At 68.2% G+C, this 18,148-nt stretch carries 16 protein-coding genes and 1 pseudogene; 5 read left to right on the plus strand and 12 right to left on the minus strand.

Annotation, left to right across the window (positions count from 1 at the left end; all coding sequences use genetic code 11):
* Positions 1-78 precede the first annotated feature (78 nt).
* Entirely contained in the window at positions 79-975 is an 897-nt protein-coding gene (locus AC1RRR_RS24390; protein WP_492816990.1) for an SPFH domain-containing protein, read from the plus strand.
* On the opposite strand, the gene AC1RRR_RS24395 is transcribed toward AC1RRR_RS24390, so the two are convergent.
* The 9 genes and pseudogenes from AC1RRR_RS24395 to murC all read right to left on the minus strand — a co-directional run bounded on the left by AC1RRR_RS24395 (position 972) and on the right by murC (position 12,828).
* A complete protein-coding gene (locus tag AC1RRR_RS24395) occupies positions 972-3,359 on the minus strand; it encodes a glycoside hydrolase family 2 TIM barrel-domain containing protein (protein ID WP_492816992.1) in 2,388 nt (795 codons plus the stop codon). The two genes, AC1RRR_RS24390 and AC1RRR_RS24395, sit on opposite strands and share 4 nt — an antisense overlap.
* A 187-nt stretch (positions 3,360-3,546) precedes the next feature.
* Positions 3,547-5,088 carry a cell division protein FtsZ gene (gene ftsZ / locus AC1RRR_RS24400; RefSeq protein WP_492816994.1) on the minus strand — a complete coding sequence of 514 codons (1,542 nt, stop codon included), beginning with the start codon at positions 5,086-5,088 and terminating at the stop codon, positions 3,547-3,549.
* A gap of 35 nt (positions 5,089-5,123) precedes the next feature.
* Positions 5,124-5,190, minus strand: a pseudogene (locus AC1RRR_RS24405) (hypothetical protein).
* A gap of 275 nt (positions 5,191-5,465) precedes the next feature.
* Positions 5,466-6,791, minus strand: coding sequence for a cell division protein FtsA (ftsA, locus tag AC1RRR_RS24410; protein WP_454714756.1), 1,326 nt, complete (start codon positions 6,789-6,791; stop codon positions 5,466-5,468).
* Between the two features lie 27 nt (positions 6,792-6,818).
* On the minus strand, positions 6,819-7,727 hold the full coding sequence (ftsQ, locus tag AC1RRR_RS24415) for a cell division protein FtsQ (RefSeq protein WP_291878047.1): 909 nt from the start codon (positions 7,725-7,727) through the stop codon (positions 6,819-6,821).
* Positions 7,696-8,652 (minus strand): D-alanine--D-alanine ligase, encoded by a 957-nt coding sequence (locus tag AC1RRR_RS24420; RefSeq protein WP_492816997.1) that lies wholly within the window; start codon positions 8,650-8,652, stop codon positions 7,696-7,698. The genes ftsQ and AC1RRR_RS24420 overlap by 32 nt, the downstream gene beginning before the upstream one ends.
* A 165-nt stretch (positions 8,653-8,817) precedes the next feature.
* Entirely contained in the window at positions 8,818-10,308 is a 1,491-nt protein-coding gene (locus tag AC1RRR_RS24425) for a M20/M25/M40 family metallo-hydrolase (protein WP_492816999.1), read from the minus strand.
* Between the two features lie 202 nt (positions 10,309-10,510).
* Positions 10,511-11,413 carry a UDP-N-acetylmuramate dehydrogenase gene (murB, locus tag AC1RRR_RS24430; RefSeq protein WP_492817001.1) on the minus strand — a complete coding sequence of 301 codons (903 nt, stop codon included), beginning with the start codon at positions 11,411-11,413 and terminating at the stop codon, positions 10,511-10,513.
* A complete protein-coding gene (murC, locus tag AC1RRR_RS24435; protein WP_492817003.1) occupies positions 11,410-12,828 on the minus strand; it encodes a UDP-N-acetylmuramate--L-alanine ligase in 1,419 nt (472 codons plus the stop codon). The genes murB and murC overlap by 4 nt, the downstream gene beginning before the upstream one ends.
* Between murC and AC1RRR_RS24440 the strand changes: the two genes are divergently transcribed.
* Both AC1RRR_RS24440 and AC1RRR_RS24445 read left to right on the plus strand, forming a co-directional pair.
* Positions 12,827-13,324, plus strand: coding sequence for a hypothetical protein (locus AC1RRR_RS24440; RefSeq protein WP_492817005.1), 498 nt, complete (start codon positions 12,827-12,829; stop codon positions 13,322-13,324). The two genes, murC and AC1RRR_RS24440, sit on opposite strands and share 2 nt — an antisense overlap.
* 39 nt (positions 13,325-13,363) lie before the next feature.
* Entirely contained in the window at positions 13,364-13,804 is a 441-nt protein-coding gene (locus tag AC1RRR_RS24445) for an ester cyclase (RefSeq protein ID WP_492817007.1), read from the plus strand.
* Here AC1RRR_RS24445 and murG read toward each other — a convergent pair.
* Together murG and ftsW are read right to left on the minus strand one after the other, a co-directional pair.
* On the minus strand, positions 13,801-14,886 hold the full coding sequence (murG, locus tag AC1RRR_RS24450) for an undecaprenyldiphospho-muramoylpentapeptide beta-N-acetylglucosaminyltransferase (protein WP_492817009.1): 1,086 nt from the start codon (positions 14,884-14,886) through the stop codon (positions 13,801-13,803). The two genes, AC1RRR_RS24445 and murG, sit on opposite strands and share 4 nt — an antisense overlap.
* Before the next feature lies 1 nt (position 14,887).
* Positions 14,888-16,060 (minus strand): putative lipid II flippase FtsW, encoded by a 1,173-nt coding sequence (ftsW, locus tag AC1RRR_RS24455; RefSeq protein ID WP_492817011.1) that lies wholly within the window; start codon positions 16,058-16,060, stop codon positions 14,888-14,890.
* Between the two features lie 112 nt (positions 16,061-16,172).
* Between ftsW and AC1RRR_RS24460 the strand changes: the two genes are divergently transcribed.
* The gene (locus AC1RRR_RS24460) at positions 16,173-16,571 is read left to right on the plus strand and encodes a hypothetical protein (protein WP_492817013.1); all 399 of its coding nucleotides are present in this window, start codon (positions 16,173-16,175) and stop codon (positions 16,569-16,571) included.
* On the opposite strand, the gene AC1RRR_RS24465 is transcribed toward AC1RRR_RS24460, so the two are convergent.
* Entirely contained in the window at positions 16,568-16,999 is a 432-nt protein-coding gene (locus tag AC1RRR_RS24465) for a thioredoxin domain-containing protein (RefSeq protein ID WP_492817015.1), read from the minus strand. The two genes, AC1RRR_RS24460 and AC1RRR_RS24465, sit on opposite strands and share 4 nt — an antisense overlap.
* 125 nt (positions 17,000-17,124) lie before the next feature.
* On the opposite strand from AC1RRR_RS24465, the gene AC1RRR_RS24470 reads away from it, so the two are divergent.
* Positions 17,125-18,141: a sensor histidine kinase gene (locus AC1RRR_RS24470; protein WP_492817017.1), complete on the plus strand. Its 1,017-nt coding sequence runs from the start codon at positions 17,125-17,127 to the stop codon at positions 18,139-18,141.
* The last annotated feature ends 7 nt before the right edge of the window (positions 18,142-18,148 follow it).

Genomic DNA, 18,148 nt, shown 5'->3' on the forward strand with positions numbered 1-18,148 from the left:
CCGGGTGGAGACAAGCCTTGCGCATGGTCAGGCTTGCGGCTCTACCATTGGGCGAAACGCGCAACGCCAGGATCCCAAATGACCGACGGCCCCTTCGCCTCGAGCGCCAAGAAGCTGAAGAGCCCGTTCCAAAAGCAGGGCCAGCGGGTCCTCGGCGGCACGGCGATCGTGCTGCTCCTGCTGCTGGGTTCGTGCAGCGTGCTGAGCCACAGCACCACGGTCGAGCCGGGCAATGTCGGCGTGAAGATCCGCACCCTGGGCGCCTCGGCCGGCGTCGCGCCCGAGCCCCTGCCCGCCCGCTGGTACTTCCGCGGGATAGGCGAGCGGATCATCCAGTATCCGGTGATCCAGCGCACCTACAGCTACACCCGCGAGAAGGACGAGCGCGGCAACGAGAACGAGGAGATCACCTTCTCCGACAATACCGGCCTGCCGATGACGGCCGACATCTCGGTGACCCTGCAGGTCAATCCGGCCTCGGCCCCGAACCTCTACCAGACCTATCGCCTGTCGTTCGACCAGCTGCTGGACGGGCCGATCCGCAACGACGTCCGCTCGGCCGTCGCCGCCGAGGCCGAGAAGGTCGGGGTCGAGACGCTGTACAGCGGCGGTCGCCAGATGGTGATCCAGAAGGCCTATGCCCGGGTGTCCAGCAAGTGGGCCCGTCATGGCGTGACGGTCTCGCAGCTCGACTGGATCGGCTCGATCCGCTACCCGGCCGCCATCATCCAGCAGATGCAGGCCAAGACCCAGCTGGAGCAGGAAGCCTTGGCCGCCAAGGCCCTGGAAGCCAAGGAAACCGCCCTGGCCAACGCCGCCATCGCCAAGGCGCGCGGCGAGGCCGAGTCGATCCGCATCAAGGGCGAGGCCCTGCGCGCCAACCCGCAGGTGCTGCAGCAGCTAGCCATCGAGAAGTGGAACGGCGAGCTGCCCAAGGTGACGGGTGGATCTACGCCGTTCGTGAAGATCGACTAGGGCGCGGACGGCAAGGTCAGCGTCGCGGCCTCCAGGCCGGGCGCGCTGGCCTTGACGGTCAGCTTGCCCGTGCCGCCCCCACGCACCAGGGCCGTCGCCGTGCCGCGATAGGTCGCGCGGACCGGTGAGGCGAACGGCGTGTGGTCGGCGGGCGAGGCGTTGTCGGCGGCCACGAACTTGCCAGCACCCGACACCGCGAAGGTGATGGCCGCCTCGGCCGAGGGCACGACCACCCCCTTGGCGTCGACCACCTTGGCGCGGACGAAGGCCAGGTCGTCGAAGCCCGTCCCGACCGCCTTGTCGTCGCTGGCTAGCACGATCTTCTTGGCCGCGCCGGCCGTGCGCAGCACGTCACGCGGTCCGCCGCCGACGCAGCTGGCGACCACCTCGCCCGGCGCGAAGGTCACGCTCCACTGGCGGGGCGAGCCGTCGGCGGGCAGCGGCTTGGCGCCCAGGGCGCGGCCGTTCAGGGTCACGTCGACCGAGGGGCAGTTGCTGTAGACCTCGATCGTCTCGGGATGCGCCGACAGGTCCTCGGGCGTCCAGTCGTCGAAGATCCGGGGCTTCTGGGCGGGCGTCGCCACCGCGACCATGGTCGGCAGGGCCGGCGCGGGACCGGCCCCGTCGTTGGAGGGCGGCGGCGCGGCCGGGGCGGCGTTGCGCACCACGTGGATGACCGGCGTCTCCGACCACCAGCCCGCGCGCTGCATGCCGGTGACCTTCACCTGGCCGGTGCGATCCAAGAGGCCGGCGGGGTTGCCGATATTGGGCCAGCCGCTGCGGTCGGACTCGCCCAGATAGTCGACGCCGGTCCACAGGAACATGCCGGCATAGGGGGCGAAGTCGCGTACGGCGACCCACGAGCCGCGCGTATGGCTGTTCTCGGTGCCGACGATCTTGCGGGTGGGCTTGTCGGTGCTGGCCTTGGTCAGCTCGCCTTCGCGATAGTTCTGGCCGACCACGTCCAGCATGTCGGCCAGGCCGTTGCTGTAGTCGCCCGTCACGTTGGGTCGGAACAGACCCATGGTCACCGGCCGGGTCGGATCGGTGGCGTGCATGACGTTGAGCAGGCTGCTCAGCGCCGCCTTGGCCTGGACCGGATAGGCGGTGTCGTGGATCTCGTTGCCGGCGCTCCAGATCACCACGCTGGGGTGGTTGCGGTCGCGGCGCAGCATGTCGCGGGCGTCGCGCTTGTGCCAGTCGCTGAAGAACAGGTGGTAGTCGCCGGGCGTCTTGGCGACGTTCCACTGGTCGAACAGCTCGTCCATGACCACGAAGCCCATACGGTCGGCCAGGTCCAGGAACTCCGGCGACGGCGGGTTGTGGGCGGTGCGGATGGCGTTGACGCCCAGGGCCTTCAGGGCCGTGAAGCGCTGGCGCCAGACCGCCAGGGGCACGGCCGCCCCGACCGCGCCGCCATCGGCGTGCAGGGCCACGCCCTTGAGCTTGAAGTTCTTGCCGTTCAGCCAGAAGCCGCTCTCGGCCTTGAACTCGGCGGTGCGGATGCCGAACGGCACGGTTTCGAGATCGCCGGCCTGGCCACCTTCGCCGATCACCCGGATCGAAGCCTGGTAGAGGTTGGGCGTGTCCAGGTCCCACAGCTTGGGCGAAGCGATCGCCAGCTCGGCGGTCAGGGTCTCGGTGCGGCCGACATCGACGGCGACCGGCGCCGCCGTCTGGCGGGCCACGACCTTGCCGTCGGGACCGGTGACGACGATCTCCAGCCCGGCGCGGGCGTTGGTCTTGCCGCCGTTGGTGACGTCGACCTGGACCTTGGCGGTCGCCTGGTCCGCGCTGATGACGGGCGTGCTGACGAACGCCCCGCCCTGCTCGACATAGAGGTCGCCCGTCTCGATCAGCCGGACCTTGCCGTAGATCCCCGAGCCCGCGTACCAGCGCGACGAGGGGGCGAAGGCGGTGTCGGCCCGCACGGCCAGCACGTTGCGGCCGTCGGCCTTGAGAAAGTCGGTGACGTCGTAGCGCAGGCCGACATAGCCGCTGGGGCGGTGACCCAGGTGGTGGCCGTTGATCCAGACGCCGCTGCGCTCCATCACCCCGTCCAGCTCGACGAAGACCCGGCGGCCCGGGGTCGGCTTGGCGTCCAGCATCCGGCGGTACCAGGCCACCCCGGTCGGCAGGAAGCCCCCTGCTCCACCCGCCCGCGCCTTGACGTCGAACGGCCCGGCGATGGCCCAGTCGTGCGGGACCGAGACCTTGGTCCAGCCGGAGTCATCGAGTGCGAGCGTCTCCGCGCCTTCGGGATCGCCAACGAAGACCTTCCAGTCCTCGGTCAGCGGCGTCGTCTGGCGATCAGCCGCGCTAACGGCGGAGCCAAGCAGCAGCGCGAGCGTCGCGCCGGCGAACAAGAGGCCCGTTTTCGACAAGCCGTCCTCCCTGGTGTCGCCGAACGCGGCAACTCTCATTATTCGGGACGATATCCCATTAAATGAAAGGCTAGCGTCAAAGCGGCAGGGTGGTCAATCAGGCGTAGCGCTCAAGGCAAAACGCCCCGGGTTTCCCCGAGGCGCTCTGTCATTTCTTAGATCCGGGCCCCTTATCGGGGTCGCCCTTTCAGTTGGCCAGACGGCGCAGGAAGGACGGGATTTCCAGGTCTTCGCCGTCGTCGGTCTGCGGCGTCTCGATCGGCTGCAGCTGCGGACGCACGCTCTGGGTCGAGCGGGCCTGCGGTTGCGGAGCCGAAGCGGTCTGCTGCTCGTAGCGCTGGCGACCACCGCCGAACATCGAGAAGAAACCACCACCCTGCTTCTGGGGGCGACGCTCTTCGTAATAGTTCTGCTCGGGGAACAGAGGCTCCTCAGAGACCGGAGCGTCATCGACCATCGGGTCCACGATGCGGGTCACTTGGCGAGCGGCCGGCTGGGTGATGCGCGGCTCTTCAGCGACGGGTTCGTCGTAGTAGAGTTCGGCTTCCGGTTCCGGCTGCGGGGCCGACATGACGATCTCGGGCTCGGGCGCCATCGGCTCCGGCGCGAAGGCCGACGACGGACGCTCGGCCGGACGAGCGGCTTCGTAGCGGGCGGTCGGACGGGCCGGTTCCGGCTGCGGGGCCGGACGGGTGGTGTCGGCGATCAGCGGCTGGGTCGTGGTGTTGCGAGTGACGGGCTTGGGCTCGATCTGGGCGATCGAGGCGCCGTCCATGCCGGTGGCGACCACCGACACGCGGATCACGCCTTCCAGCGACGGATCGAAGGCCGCGCCGAAGATGATGTTGGCTTCCGGGTCGACCTGGTCCGAGATCGCGTTGGCGGCCTCGTCGACTTCCAGCAGGGTCATGTCCATGCCGCCGGTCACGTTGACCAGCACGGCCTTGGCGCCCTTCAGCGAGACTTCGTCCAGCAGCGGGTTGGCGATGGCGTTCTGAGCGGCCATCAGGGCGCGGTCTTCGCCGGTGCCCTCGCCGGTGCCCATCATCGCCTTGCCCATCTCGGTCATGACCGTGCGGACGTCGGCGAAGTCGAGGTTGATCAGGCCCGGCAGGACCATCAGGTCGGTGATCGAACGGACGCCCGAGTGCAGCACCTGGTCGGCCATGCCGAAGGCTTCGGCGAAGGTCGTGCGTTCGTTGGCGACGCGGAACAGGTTCTGGTTCGGAATGACGATCAGGGTGTCGACGTAGCGCTGCAGCTCCTGAATGCCGCTATCGGCCAGGCGCATGCGGTGACGACCTTCGAAGTGGAAGGGCTTGGTCACGACGCCGACGGTCAGGATGCCGCGCTCACGGGCGCACTTGGCGATGATCGGGGCCGCGCCGGTGCCGGTGCCGCCGCCCATGCCGGCGGTGATGAAGACCATGTGCGCGCCGTCGAGGTGCTCGCCGATCTCCGGGAAGGATTCTTCAGCCGCGCTCATGCCCACTTCGGGATGCGCGCCAGCGCCCAGGCCCTGCGTGATCTGCACGCCGAGCTGGATGCGACGATCCGTTTTCGCGAACTGAAGCTGTTGCGCGTCGGTGTTGGCCACCACGAACTCAACACCCTCGAGACCCGCCTCGATCATGTTGTTCACAGCGTTGCCGCCAGCGCCGCCCACACCGAACACCACGATACGCGGCTTCAGTTCAGTCGTACGCGGCGCGGAAAGAGAAATAGCCATGGGACCCTCGCGTCCTTAACGCCGAAATCGTCGAACTAGACCTCGGCGACACCCAATCGCCCAGGATTGCCTCGACGATCGTGTTAACAGAACAACCACCATCGTTAATCGGCAGTTAACTGCATAATCTGAGTCGTGGTCGGGTCGAGCGCGACCGTGGGATAAATTGTGGTCTATCAACAGAAAACCCAAGCGAACTAAGGGTTCAGCAAGGATCCACAGCTGCGTGCGACCGAACGACGCTGAGTCGCAATTCTCAGCCAATACCGGCCGTTTGGAGCAGCAAAAAGGCCCGGCGAGAAGCTCGGCCGGGCCTTCAAGGTTAAACAGTAGAGTTAATCACGCTTAAAACTTAAGAGCTTGGCTACAGACCCAAGCTAGAGGTTATCGCGCAGCCACGCGGCTGCTTTCGCCATCGGCGAGGCATTGGGATCCAGCGGACGCTTGCGGGCCACGCCGCCGGCCAGGGCCTTGGACGAGACGGCCTCGCGCGGGCCGAAGGCGGTGCGGTGCAGCGTGCCGGCGGCGGCGCAGAAGGCCGGACCCGAGGCGGCGTCGGCCAGGTGCGGCACCCGGCGCGGACGGCCCAGGCGGACCGGGCGGTCGAACACGCGGACGGCGACTTCGCGCACGCCGGCCAACTGGCTGGCGCCGCCCGTCAGGACGATGCCCGCGCCCGGCTCGACCGGCGCGCCCGAGGCCTTCAGGCGCTCGCGCAGCAGTTCCAGGGTCTCTTCGACGCGCGGCTGGATGATGCCCTTGAGCAGCGAGCGCGGCGCGATCACCGGACCGGCGCCCGGATCGTCGCCGCGCGGCGGGGCTTCGATCATCTCGCGGTCCTCGTTGGCCGAGGCGATCGCGCTGCCGTGCAGGGTCTTGATGCGCTCGGCGCCGACCACCGAGGTCTGCAGGCCGCGGGCGATGTCCTGCGTCACGTGCCCGCCGCCGACGGCCAGGCTGTCGACGTGGCACAGGGCGCCGTTGTTGAACACGGCCACCGAGGTCGAGCCGCCGCCCATGTCGATGCAGACCGCGCCCAGGTCCATCTCGTCCTCTTCAAGCGCGGCAAGCGCAGAAGCGAACGGCGCGGCGACCACGCCTTCGAAGGACAGGTGGGCGCGTTCGACGCAGTGGGCCAGGGTGTGGAAGATGTTCTCGTTGACCGAGACGACCAGCAGTTCCAGGCCCAGCGAGCGGCCGAACATGGCGCGCGGGTCGCGGATGCCGCGCTGGCCGTCGACCGACCAGGCGATCGGCAGCAGATGGATCGGCTTGCGGCCGGGAATACGAACCTGCGCCAGGGCCGAAGCAATGGCGCGCGACAGGTCGCCGTCACCGATCGGGCGGGCGCCCAGCGAGACCTGGGTGTGGACGCGGTTGCTGGCCAGCTGGCCGCCGGCGGTGCAGACCGACACGCCTTGCACGTTGACGCCGGCCACGGTCTCGGCGCGTTCGACAGCCTGGGCGATCGCTTGCGCGGCCTCGTCCAGGTTGACGATCGCGCCGCCCCGCACGCCGCGCGACTGCACGTAGCCCACGCCGGCCGTCGTCAGGGTGCGGTTCTCGCGGTGAACGCCGTCGGCCTTCATGATGAAGCACGTGACCTTGGACGCGCCCAGGTCGACGGCCGCGATGGCGGGCTGGCGCACGAGCGTGGCCTTCAGGCCCTCGCGAGCTTGCTTCCGTTCCTCCAGTCGCGACATCGCTATCGTCACCTCAGCACACTAAATCTACGCGCCACCGGCCGCGGGCTGCCCAGGCAGCGCCGCGTCGCGGGGTCGAACAGCCACCATTTCGGGGTCGCGCAGATCGATCCGCGCAAAACCCATGTCCAGGATTCGCTGTCGTTGGTCGAGCTGATCCAATTGAATCAGCGCGGATTCTTCGTCAATGGCCGGCAGCTGGATCAGCGAGCCGTCCTTCAGTCGAAGATCCCAACGACGGTCATCCACCCGCACCAGCGCTTCCAGTCGGTCGCGCAGACGCGGTCGAGAAGCGACGGCCGGCAGGATCAAGCCCGCGGCCTGGTCCGCCCCCTGCCCCACCACCAGCGGCAGCTGGGGGAAGCGGGCCGGATCGGCCTCGGTGATCACGCGGCCTTCGCCGTCGATAACCTTCATGCGGCCCTGGTTTTGCCAGACCGCCAGCGCCGGCCGCTCTTCCACCGCGATCAGCACGGTGTCGGGCAGCATGCGCACGACTTTCGCGTCCTTCACCCAGCCCACGCCCTGCACCTTGGTGCGGACGTCGTTCAGGTCCATCCCCAGCGTCGGCTGGTTCAGATAGAGGCCCGAGGCCGCCAGGATGTCGGCCTGGGCGGTCGAGGACGCGCCACGAATATGAACCGTCTTCAACTTGAAGCCGGCGGAAGCGAAACTGTTGTCGACGCCATGGACCATGGACATGCCGATGCGCTCGGCCCGATGGCCGGTCGCCAGCATCACCACAAGACCGAGACCCAAGGCCGCGCCTGCAACCGTCAGGGCGACCGTGGGCGACAGACCCACGCCCTTGGCGGCGTGCAACTTGGCGGCCGGCTGCGCCCCCCGGGGCGCCGGCTTACCTTTGCTCGGACTTACGGGCGCTTCGGCCCGGGGTCGCCTAGGCTTAGGCGGTCCCCCCCGCACTACAGCGGGCATAAGCGTCCTCCACGATCCACAAAACTAACTGGTCAAACGGGATCCCGACGTGATCGGCCTGCTCGGGAGCGAGCGAGGTCGGCGTCATGCCGGGCTGCGTGTTGACCTCTAGAAGGACCAGAATGTCGTTAATGTCGTCATAACGGAAATCCGACCGGGTTACCCCTTGGCAACCAAGAGCCGAGTGCGCCAACTCAGCCATCCGCATGGCGCGATCCCTTACGCCATCAGGGATTGGGGCCGGTAGGACGTGGATCGATCCGCCTTCGGAGTACTTGGCTTCGTAGTCGTAGAAACCTGTGGATGCACGGATATCCGTTACCGCCAGCGCCCTGGGACCATTTGACTCACCCAGCACCGCCACGGCCAATTCCAACCCCCGGATGTAGGGCTCAACCATGACTTCCTCGCCGAAAGTCCAGGAAGGAGAGGCAAGTTCTTCCGGCGGACGGTTCGCGCCCTCCAGAATGATGAACACCCCGACCGACGACCCCTCGGCATTGGGCTTAACGACATAGGGGGGCTGCAACACATGGTCGCGCGCGACATCGTGTCGGTTGTAGAGACCGCCGCCCGGAACGATCACGCCGGCGGCCGCCAGCACGGCCTTGGCCTTGGCCTTGTCCATCGCCAGCGCGGAGGGCAGGACGCCCGAGTGGGTGTAGGGCAGCTTCAGGGTTTCGAGTACGCCCTGGACGCAACCGTCCTCGCCCCATTCGCCGTGCAGGGCGTTGAAGACCATGTCGGGCTTGGTGGCGGTCAGGACCTGGGCGACGTCCTTGCCCGGATCGATCCGCGAGACCTTGGCCCCCAGCCGCTCCAGCGCGTCGGCGCACTCGCGGCCCGACACCAGGCTGACCTCGCGTTCCGACGAAGGGCCGCCGAGCAGGACGGCGATGTGGCGGCCAAGCAGGGGCTGGGTCATGGAGGCGCTCTATAAGCCCTCCCCCTTGATGGGGGAGGGTTGGGTGGGGGTGCCGCGCCGCATTGGACGCTTGTCCCCTTCCTAGAGAGGCGGAAAGGCCGTGCCAACACCCCCATCCCTACCCTTCCCCCATCAAGGGGGAAGGGAGAGCGGAAGTTGTGAGTTTTAGTGCGAAGCCGGCCCGCCCGCCGCCTTGATCACGCGGAAGTCGATACCCGTCTCGGCCACCAGGTAGATCAGGCTGGCCCAGGCGGCGACGTTCTGCGCCAGTTCGTCGGGACGCACCTTGTTCAGGGTGTCGTCGGCGGTGTGGTGGTAGTCGAAGTAGCGGGTGGCGTCCTGCTCCAGCTCGACCGAGGGCACGCCGGCCTCTTCCAGGCCCTCGATGTCGGCGCCGCCGTGGGTGGCGGGGGTGCGGCTGACATAAATCTTCAGCGGGGCCAGGACATTGGCGGCCACCGTGGCGAACGGATGGGCTTGGGCGCCGGCCGGCAGCTTCAGCGCGAAGACACGGTCCGCGCCGGTGTCGCTTTCGCCCGCCAGGACGATCTTGGCGACCTCGTCCTTGTGGGCGGCGATATAGGCTTCCGACGAGCCGCCGCTTTCTTCCGAGCCGAACATCACCACGCGGATGGTGCGCTTGGGGTGCTTGGGCAGGTCGCCGATCAGCTTGGCCGCGGCCGTGGTGATGGCCACGCCCGTGGCGTCGTCCAGGGCGCCGGTGCCGACGTCCCAGCTGTCCAGGTGGCCGCCAATAACGATGACTTCGTCCGGCTTTTCCGAGCCCTTGATCTCGCCCGAGATGTTCCAGGCCACGTCATTGGCGTCGGTGGTCGAGGCCAGCTTCAGCTTGATGCGCAGCGGCTTGCCTTCCTTAGCCAGGCGCTCCAGCTGCTCGGCTTCCGGCACGCCCATGGCGGCCGAGGGGATCGAGGCGACGCCGTCGCCGAAGGCGGTGACGCCGGTGTGCGGCACGGTCGAGTCCGAGGTCGAGATCGAGCGGATCAGCAGGGCCACGGCGCCGCGCTTGGCGGCCTCCACCGGACCCGAGCGGCGCGAGATGCCGGCGACGCCATAGCCCGAACCGTCCTGGGCCTTGACCATCGGCTGGGTGATGACGGCGATCTTGCCCTTCAGCGCGCCCTCGGGGGCGGCCATCATCTCGGCATAGGTGCGGAACAGGGCGACGTCGGCTTCGATGCCTTCGGCCGGGGTCGGCACGGTGCGGCCCAGGCCCACGATGCCCAGCTTCATCGGATAGGGACCGACCAGCTCGGCGCTCTCTTCACCGCGCGTCCACGACGGCTTGGCGAACTGCTCGACCTTCACGTCGGTGAAGCCCAGAGCCTTGAACTTGGCCACGCCCCAGTCCTTGGCGCGCTCCATGGCCGGCGAACCGACCAGGCGCGGGCCGATATTGGTGGTCAGGTCCTCGGTGATGTCCCAGGCCAGGCGGTCCAGCAGCGCCTTGTCGCGCAGGGCCTCAGCGGTGGCGACGGGGTCCTTGGCCGGGGCGCCGTCGAAGTAGTCCTTGATGCCCTGCTTCTGGGCGGCGGTGGCGCTAGCCTTGGCCGGCTTAGAAGTCTGGGCATGGGCGACGCCCGAAACGAGGGCCAGCGCGGCGGTGGCGACCAGAAGACGACGGTACATGAGCAAGGATTCTCCCCAATGGCCGGGGAGTCATAGCACCGGTTCCTGACATGGGGAGTCAGCAATGGAGCGCGGGATGGCGATGCCTAAAAGATCCTCCCCCTAGCGGGGGAGGTGGTCGCGGAGCGACCGGAGGGGGAAGTGCTGCCGAGCCGGCCCCTTCCCTCTCCGTCGCCTTGGGCGACACCTCTCCCCTGGGGAGAGGGTCTTAAACCGATCGCCCGATCCGCTTGATCTCCCAGTCCAGCTGCACGCCGGTCTTTTCCAGCACGTCGGCCCGCACGGCCTCGCCCAGACCTTCCAGGTCGGCGGCGGTCGCCTCCCCCGTATTGATCAGGAAGTTGCTGTGCAGCGGCGAGAACATCGCCCCGCCATACGGCTTGCCGCGCCAGCCGGCCTCGTCGACCAGCTTCCACGACGAGTGGCCCGGCGGGTTCTTGAAGGTCGAGCCGCCGGTCTTTTCGCGGATCGGCTGGGTGGTCTCGCGGCGGCTGGTGATCTCGGCCATGCGGGCCTTGATCGCCTCGGGTTCGTCGGCGGTCCCTTCATAGATCGCGTCCAGCACGATCAGGTCCGCGCCCATCAGCGCGCTGTGGCGATAGGTGTAGTCGAAGCCTTCGCCCGAGATCTCGGACACCTCGCCAGCACGGTTCATCACCCGCGCGGACTGGATGACATTGACGGTCTCGGAGCCATAGCAGCCGGCGTTCATGATCACCGCGCCGCCGATCGTGCCGGGGATGCCGGCATAGAACTCCAGCCCCGCGATGCCGGCCTCGGCCGCCTTGCGGGCCAGGATGGCGTCGGGCACGGCGCTGCCGGCCTTGATGCGGTTGTCGCCCAGGGCCTCGACGGTGTTGAAGCCCTTGCCCAGGCGGATGATCACGCCGTCGACGCCGGCGTCGCGGACCAGCAGGTTCGAGCCGACGCCGATGGCCAGGACCGGCACGGCCGGATCCAGCGCCTTCAGGAAATCGGACAGGTCCTGCTCGTCGGCCGGCAGGAACACCACGTCGGCCGGGCCGCCGACCCGGAACCAGGTGAACGGCGCCAGGGCCTCGTCGATCAGCAGCTTGCCCCGGACGGCGGGGAGATCGGTCTTCCAGCTCATTTAGCGAGAGCTTCCAGCTGACCGGGCAGAGCATAGGACCACGAGGTGATGTCGCCCGCGCCCAGCAGCACGACCAGGTCGCCGCTGGCAGCCTCGGCCGCGATCAGCTCCGGCAGGGCCGCGGGGCTTTCCAGCGGCAGAGCGCGGCGGTGGCCGAACTTCTTGAGGCCTTCGACCAGGTGGTCGCGGTCAACGCCCTCGATCGGCTGCTCGCCGGCCGTATAGACGTCGGCGACGATCACCGTGTCGGCGTCGTTGAAGCAGCTGCTGAACTCGGTCATCAGGTCGCGCAGGCGCGTGTAGCGGTGCGGCTGGACCACGGCGATGACCTTGCCTTGCGTGACCGCGCGGGCGGCCTTCAGCACGGCGGCGATCTCGACCGGGTGGTGGCCGTAGTCGTCGACGACCCGGATGCCGTTGGCGACGCCCGTGGTGGTGAAGCGGCGCTTGACCCCGCCAAAGCCGGCCAGGCCCTTGGCGATGGCGGCGGCGTCGATGCCCAACTCGCGGGCCACGGCCACGGCGGCGGTGGCGTTCAGCACGTTGTGGTGGCCGGCCATCGGCATCTTCAGGCCGTCATAGCGGACCTGCTCGCCGTTCAGCGGCGACACCACGATGTCGAACTTGGCGCCCTCGGGACCCATCTCGATGTTGGAGACCCGGACCTCGGCCTGCGGATTGGTGCCGTAGGTCACCAGGCGGCGGTTCTCGATCCGCGAGGTCAGGGCCTGGACTTCCGGGTGGTCGGTGCAGACGGCCGCGAAGCCGTAGAACGGGATGTTCTGGATGAAGTCCTGGAAGCCCTTCTTCACCGCGTCGAAGTCGCCCCAGTGGTCCAGGTGCTCGGCGTCGATATTGGTGACGATGGCCACGGTGGACTTCAGCTTCAGGAAGCTGCCGTCGCTCTCGTCGGCCTCGACGACGATCCAGTCGCCCTCGCCCACTTTCGCGTTGGTGCCATAGGCGTTGATGATGCCGCCGTTGACAACGGTCGGGTCCAGGTCGCCGGCGTCCAGCAGGGCCGCGACCATCGAGGTGGTGGTGGTCTTGCCGTGCGTGCCGCCGACGGCGACCGAGAACTGCAGGCGCATCAGCTCGGCCAGCATTTCGGCGCGGCGCACCAGCGGCAGGCGCTTGTCGCGGCCGGCGGCCATCTCGACATTGTCGGCCTTGATGGCGGTCGAATAGACGATCGCCGACGCGCCTTCGACATTGGCCGCGTCCTGGCCGATGAAGATGCGCGCGCCCAGCTTTTCCAACCGCTCGGTATTGGCGCTGGCCTTGGCGTCGCTGCCCTGAACGGTGTAGCCGATACGCAGCATGATCTCGGCGATGCCGGACATGCCTATGCCGCCGATGCCGATGAAGTGCACGGGGCCGAGTTCGAAGGGGACGGGGCGTCGACGCTGGATCATGAAAAGCCGATTAGACCAATTCCGCGCGGCGGGAAACGCCCTCCTGGCTCTGTGCGTGTGCGTATCGCCCGCAGCGGCTCAGGCCCAGCTTGAACTGCGCCTGGCCGATGTCGGCCGCTTCGCCGTGTTCGTGGACATGGGCAGCGTTCGGTGGGAGGGCCGGACCGCCAAGCTCCGCGTGCTCCAGGTCACCGAAGGCGGCTTCAAGGCCGGCGCCGAAGAGTTCTGGGGCGGCTGGCGCCACGAAGTCATCGACTGCGACGCCCGCACCATCGCCCACGCGGGCTTTGGCAGCATCCGCGCCGGCGGCCGCGAGGGCCCGGTGACCGGCGACCTGCGCCCGGCCGCGCCCCTACCGGCGGGCAGCGCCGACGAGGCGGTGGCGAAAGTGGTGTGCGACGGCTGGCGGCCGTTTGCCAAGGTTGCGGCGCCGACCAGCGTTGAGGACGCTGTGACGATCGGGCGACCGCTGATCGAGACCGGCGCGGAGCCCTGAGCCCGCGCAACCGCAGAGCGCCTGGCGCGCTCTGTCGGCATGGCCCTGTCCCGCGAAATCTTGATCGACCGTCTGGTCAAGGCCGGCGAGGCCGAGGTCGCCGGCGCGCCGGCCGACGAGATCGCCAGCTATTTCGACACCGAGACTTTCCACTTCCACGGACCGGATGGCTTCGAGACCGACTATGCGGGGCTGAACGCCTATTTCGAGTCGATCCGCGCGGCCTTCGACGACCGGACCATTCGGCGCGGCATCATCGTCGTCAACGGCGATACGGTCGCCTGCCAGACCTGGATCGAAGGGACTTTCGTCCGCGACTTCACGATGTCGCCCGCCGGCCCGCTGCCACCCAACGGCGCGCGGGTCACTTGGGACTTGATCAACATCTTCCGCTTCGACGCCGAGGGCAGGTTGATCGAGGAGTTCGTGCGCACGGACTATCGCAGCTTCCTGCGCCAGCTGGGGGCGGAAGGCCGCTAGCGCGCCGTCCGCTCCACCAGGTCCGCCAGCTTCTCCGCCGCGTCCGGCGTGGCCACGCTCCGCGCGCCTTCGGCCATGCGCGCCAGGCGTTCGGGGTTCTTGAGCAGGGCGTTCAGGGCGCCGGCCATGGCGTCCACCGTCAGCTCGTCTTCCAGGCACACGGCCGCGCCACCCGCCTCTTCCAGGAGCTTGGCGTTGAAGCGCTGGTGGTCGTCGGCGGCGATCTTCAGCGGCACCAGGATCGAGGGCCGGCCGGCGACGGCCAGTTCCGTGCAGGTCGAGGCGCCCGAGCGGCCGACGACCAGGTGGGCCTGGCGCAGATAGCCGGCCATATCGCGGAAGAACGGCGCGACCTCGCAGTCGACCATGGCGTTGCGATAGGTCTTGCGGGCGCCTTCCATGCTCTCGGCGCGAGCCTGCTGGAACACCTTCAGGCGGCCACGGATGTCTTCCGGCAGCTTGGCGATCGCTTCGGGGATCAGTTCGGACAGCAGGCGCGCGCCCTGGCTGCCGCCGGTCACCAGGATGCGCAGCTGCACTTCCGGAGCGATGTAGGGCACGTCGTAGAGCGCGCGCACCGGCGGGCGCACGGGGTTGCCGACGACATGGGCGCGGGCCTTCACGGCGGGCTTGGCCATCTGCAGCGTCGGGAAGGCGCACGCGACCTCGTCGACGCGCGGCGCCAGGAAGCGGTTCACGCGGCCTAGAACCGCGTTCTGCTCGTGGATCACCGTCGGGCGCTTCTGGCTGAGCGCGCCCAGCAGGGCCGGCAGAGCGGGATAGCCGCCGAAGCCGACCACGACCGCCGGGTCCAGACGCTTGAAGGCCGCGCGGGCCTCCATGACGCCCTGCATGACCACGAAGCCGGCCTTGATCATGCCCAGCGGGTCGTTGGACTTGGCCGTGGCGGCCGACAGGGCCAGGCGCTCTTCGGCCGGGAACTTGTCGGCGTACATGGCGCCACGGTCGTCCGTGGCCAGCACGACGCGCCAGCCGCGCGCGGACAGGGCTTCAGCGAGCGCCTGGGCGGGGAACATATGGCCGCCGGTTCCCCCGGCGGCGACGACTGCCAGCTTGCTCATATCAGGCGAACGCGCCGCCCAGGCTGAACTCGCCCGTCGCCCCGTAGGCGCCGGGGCGCTTACGCACCAAGGCCAGGGCCATGCCCAGCGTCAAACCCATCGCGAGCATCGAGGAGCCCCCGTAACTGATGAACGGGAGCGTCATGCCCTTGGTCGGGATCATGTTCAAGTTCACGGCGATGTTAATGATGGCCTGCTGGCCCACCAGGACGAACAAACCGGCCGCCGCGACCTGCTCGAAGGGGTCGTTCAGCTTCATGGCCTTGTACAGTCCGCGCACCACCACGAAGGCGAACAGCGCGATCAGGGCCCATGAGAAGATCAGGCCATATTCCTCGGCCGCCACCGAATAGATGAAGTCGGTGTGCAGGTCGGGCACGTGACGCTTCATGACGCCCTCCCCCGGCCCGCGCCCGAACAGGCCGCCGGCCCGGATGGCCTCGGCGGCGCGGGTGATCTGGTGAGTGTCGGCCTGGTCGGGGCTGAGGAACTTCTGCACCCGGGCATGCACGTGGTCGAACAGGAAGTAGGTCGAGCCCAGCCCCGCCAAGGCGACCGCGCCCAGGCCCATGATCCACGAGATCGGCACCCCGGCCATCCAGAAGGCGGCCCCGAAGGCGATGGTGATCAGCACGGTTTGGCCCACGTCCGGCTGCACCAGCAGCAGGGCCACGGCAATGAAATAGAGCAGGAAGGCGATCGAGACGCCGGGCACGCCCTCGCCCTTCTGGCCTTCCGAGAACATCCACGAGACCAGCACGATCAGGGCCGGCTTCATGAATTCGGACGGTTGCAGGGTGAAGCCGCCGAACTGCAGCCAGCGGGTGGCGCCCTTGGCGTTGTGGCCGATGAACGGCAGGGCGATCATGATGGCGATCGCAGCGATGTAGATGAAGAACGCCGCCCGCCGGATGCCCTTGGGCGACAGCATAGACACCGTCAGCATGACCACCGTCGAGGCGGTGGCGAAGAAGCACATGCGGATAGCGAAGTGGAACTGGTCGTCGATGCCGATCCGCTGGGCCGCGGCCGGGCTCGAGGCGAACGACAGCAGCATCCCTAAGGTCACCAGCAGCGCCGTGGCGCCCAGCAACCAGCGATCAGTCGTCCACCACCAGATGCCGAGCGCGGTGCGGTCGGTGCGGGCGAAGGCATGTGTCGCGTTGGAGGCCATGGCCGGAGAGTCGGACCGCAGGGTTAATCAAAGCTTGCTGCGCTGTTGTACGCCGGTGGACATGCGGCGAAAAGCGCGTGGATGATGACCCGATCCGAGGTAGGAGAGGCTCATGTCCGCCTCCGACGACCTCCGCACGCTCGAAACGACCGCCGACGCGGCCGAACGCAACACCCTGGCGCTGAAGCTGGCCGAGCAGAAGACACCCGGGCTGGACGTCGTGCTGGCCCGCCTGATCCAGCGCCCGGACCTGGCCGACAAGCGCGGCACGCTGGTCCATGCCCTGGGTTATCTGGATTGCTCGGACCATGTCGGCCTGCTGGTCGAGCTCGTTTTGACCGCCGACTTCGAGGTCGCCCACGAGGCTCTGCAGGCTCTGGAGACCGTCGAGGAAGCCGACGGCGAGGACATCGAACAGGCCTTCGACCGCTTCCAGGCGGTCCACGCCGACCCGAACCTCCCGGCCTGGCGCAAGGAGCTGCTCGAGGACCTCTCCGAGATGTTCGACTAGCCCAAGGCCTGTTTCGTCCAGGCGACGATCTGGGCCGTGCTCATCGCCCCGGCTTGGCGAGCGACGGGCGCGCCATCCTTAAACAGGATCAGCGTCGGGATGCTGCTGACGTTCAGCGCCCCGGCGGCGGCGCCTTCGGCTTCCGAGTCCAGCTTCAGCAGGCGCACGGTCGGTTCCAGCTGACGGGCGGCGGCCTCCAAATGCGGGGCCATGGTCCGGCAGGGACCGCACCACGGCGCCCAGACGTCCAGCAGCAGGGCCGCGCCCTTGGTCATCCGACGATGGCGGGCGAGATCGGCGCCGGTCACTGCGGTCGGCTTGCCGGTGAACAGCGATTCCTTGCAGCTGCCGCACTTGGCCGACAGCGGATCGCGGTCCTGCGGCAGGCGATTGCCGGCGCCGCATGCGACGCAAACGACCTGTGACATGACTTCGGGCCTCCTTCGCCCTTCGAACACTCGTGCTTAGAAGGCTGTTCCCCTGAAACACGAATGGCTCAGCTTGAATTCGCCGGCCAGCCGGTGATCATGGTCAGGGTTGTAGGGGCGTATGTGTGGCTGACGAGGGATCCGACAAGACCGTGCTGGAAGGCGCAGGGGTCTATTTCCTCAGCGTGGTCGAGGCCAGTCAGGACTGCATCCGGGTGATCAGCCCCGAGGGCGCGGTCGAATATATGAACGCCCAGGGCAAGAGCCTGTTCGAGATCGAGGATTTCGACGGCCGCAATCGCCAGCGCTACTGGCCCGACATGTGGCCGGCCGAAAGCCGCGACGCCGTCGAACAGGCCCTGCGCACCGCCCAGGCCGGCCACGCCGTGGCCTTCCGCGCGTTCTGCCCCACGGCCAAGGGCGCGCCGCGCTGGTGGGACACCACCGTCTCGCCGATCCTGGAGAACGGCCGCGTCACCCGCGTACTGGCCACCTCGCGCGACGTCACCGGCGAACGCTTGGCCGAGAGCCACCGCCAGCTGCTGGTCAACGAGCTGAACCACCGGGTCAAAAACACCCTGGCCACCGTCCAGTCGATCGCCAAGCAGTCGCTGCGCAACGCCGGCGTCGGCTCGGACGTGCGCGACGCCCTGGAAGGCCGGCTGATGGCCATCGCCGCCACCCACAACGTCCTCACGGATCACAACTGGTCCGCCGCCAGCCTGCGCCAGATCGTCGACGGCTCGGTCGCGCCCTACAGCGCCAATCCCAGCCAGCTGACCATCACCGGCACCGACCTGCAGGTCTCGCCCAAGCCGGCGGTGGTCATGGCCCTGGCCTTCCACGAACTGGCCATCAACGCCCTGAAATACGGCGCCCTCTCGGCGGCCGACGGCCATGTCGACATCCGCTGGTCGATCCAGCCGGGCGACGAGCTCTACATCGAATGGGCCGAACGCGGCGGCCCGGCGGTGCGCCCGCCGGAGAAGCGCGGCTTCGGCTCGCGGATCGTCGAGACGGCGTTGCCCAACGAGCTGGGCGGCGCGGTGGAGGTGGACTACCGGACCGAGGGGCTGAGGTGCTCGATCCGGTCTCCGCTGGCGGCGCTGGACAAGGTGGATGCGTTCATGCCGCTGGGGTGAGGCCCGC

This window comes from Caulobacter sp. GW821-FHT12D05 (genome assembly GCF_058807295.1).

Coding starts and splice junctions, on each gene's coding strand:
- AC1RRR_RS24390 (WP_492816990.1), top strand. CDS start 79: ATGACCGACGGCCCCTTCGCCTCGAGCGCCAAGAAGCTGAAGAGCCCG.
- ftsZ (WP_492816994.1), bottom strand. CDS start 5,088: ATGGCTATTTCTCTTTCCGCGCCGCGTACGACTGAACTGAAGCCGCGT.
- ftsA (WP_454714756.1), bottom strand. CDS start 6,791: ATGTCGCGACTGGAGGAACGGAAGCAAGCTCGCGAGGGCCTGAAGGCC.
- ftsQ (WP_291878047.1), bottom strand. CDS start 7,727: ATGCCCGCTGTAGTGCGGGGGGGACCGCCTAAGCCTAGGCGACCCCGG.
- AC1RRR_RS24420 (WP_492816997.1), bottom strand. CDS start 8,652: ATGACCCAGCCCCTGCTTGGCCGCCACATCGCCGTCCTGCTCGGCGGC.
- murB (WP_492817001.1), bottom strand. CDS start 11,413: ATGAGCTGGAAGACCGATCTCCCCGCCGTCCGGGGCAAGCTGCTGATC.
- AC1RRR_RS24440 (WP_492817005.1), top strand. CDS start 12,827: ATGAAAAGCCGATTAGACCAATTCCGCGCGGCGGGAAACGCCCTCCTG.
- murC (WP_492817003.1), bottom strand. CDS start 12,828: ATGATCCAGCGTCGACGCCCCGTCCCCTTCGAACTCGGCCCCGTGCAC.
- AC1RRR_RS24445 (WP_492817007.1), top strand. CDS start 13,364: ATGGCCCTGTCCCGCGAAATCTTGATCGACCGTCTGGTCAAGGCCGGC.
- murG (WP_492817009.1), bottom strand. CDS start 14,886: ATGAGCAAGCTGGCAGTCGTCGCCGCCGGGGGAACCGGCGGCCATATG.
- ftsW (WP_492817011.1), bottom strand. CDS start 16,060: ATGGCCTCCAACGCGACACATGCCTTCGCCCGCACCGACCGCACCGCG.
- AC1RRR_RS24460 (WP_492817013.1), top strand. CDS start 16,173: ATGTCCGCCTCCGACGACCTCCGCACGCTCGAAACGACCGCCGACGCG.
- AC1RRR_RS24465 (WP_492817015.1), bottom strand. CDS start 16,999: ATGTCACAGGTCGTTTGCGTCGCATGCGGCGCCGGCAATCGCCTGCCG.